A 1,099-nucleotide genomic window follows, 5' to 3' on the forward strand; every position below is an offset into this window, starting at 1 on the left:
CTGGTCTTGCCGGAGTTTTTGCAGGCTTAGTCTTAGGTGTCGGTTTCTTTGCTAGCATAGCCGCGCATTGATCGTAGCTCTTTTTCTCGAACCACGACCGCGAGTACGGATAGATTTCGACCAGCTGATCTATAAGGACTTTTTTATAGCCCTCTGTTAGCACTCCGTTTTACCTCCTCTTATTAAAAAGTGAGCCCCACTTTAATATCGATTAGACAAAATACTTACGATCTTTACCATAGATCCCGGCTGCCTTTTCTAGCTCTGAGATCTGCCACTTGATACGGCCCTTAATCCGCCGATTAAAGGCGCTCAGAGTCATACCCATAAGAGCAGCGATGTCTCTCTGCGTATGACCGCACCTGGCCATCTCGACTCGGAAAAGCTTTTCTCTGTCTTTATTTTCCATCTTTTCCTCCTTTTTACTGGTTTTCTACTTTCGACCATAATTGGCTAAATTAACCAGCTTGCCCTCATTATAGCGCGCTTCGACAGCGACTGCAACAAAATAGATAAAAAATGTGCAAAATGTTTCCATTTATGTTAAAGATTACCGGCCGACGACAGCGTCCGACGGCAGCCGTAATACGACGGCAGCTGCAGTCAGGATCCCCTAAAAGCCGATAAAATGTATTAATGAAACCGTTTTCATATATTATCCAGTTGACTTTACGCCACATATGGCGTATAATGATAGTGTAAAGATAAATACATAGGAGGAAAATTAAAATGATTAAAGTTACAAGTAAAGAGCAGGCGTGGGAAGAAGCTAACAAGTTATTTCCGACTGATTATGCAAAAGATGAGCAAAGTAGCAAAAATGCCGGATACCCGGTCTACCGTTCTACAGCTGCTGATCATTATTACGATTACATCTGCGACCTCGGATCCCGCCTCGAAGTTAATCTCTCAACCGGCGAGACTGTGAATATCTGGATCGAGGACTCCCAGGAAGTTAAGGATCTTCGTGCTGAAGTTGAAAGCTTAAAAAAACAGCTCTGCAGTCTTAAGACCGCTCTCGAAGATGAGCTAGAATGGAAAGCCTACGAGAGTGTGCATAACGTCAGGCAGGCCGATTATGTAAGACTCGCGAAAAGCA

3 protein-coding genes are annotated in these 1,099 nt (G+C 43.9%); 1 reads left to right on the forward strand and 2 read right to left on the reverse strand.

Annotation, left to right across the window (positions count from 1 at the left end; translation table 11 throughout):
• On the reverse strand, window positions 1–163 hold a 163-nt coding region (locus HF312_21690), incomplete at its 3' end, for a hypothetical protein (protein MCU7522813.1).
• A 48-nt stretch (window positions 164–211) separates the two neighbouring features.
• Window positions 212–409 carry a hypothetical protein gene (locus HF312_21695; GenBank protein MCU7522814.1) on the reverse strand — a complete coding sequence of 66 codons (198 nt, stop codon included), beginning with the start codon at window positions 407–409 and terminating at the stop codon, window positions 212–214.
• 320 nt (window positions 410–729) lie between these two features.
• On the opposite strand from HF312_21695, the gene HF312_21700 reads away from it, so the two are divergent.
• Window positions 730–1,099 (forward strand): hypothetical protein (locus HF312_21700; protein ID MCU7522815.1); only part of this gene is annotated, 370 nt, incomplete at its 3' end.

The organism is Ignavibacteria bacterium, from assembly GCA_025612375.1.
Lineage (GTDB): Bacteria > Bacteroidota > Ignavibacteria > Ignavibacteriales > SURF-24 > JAAXKN01.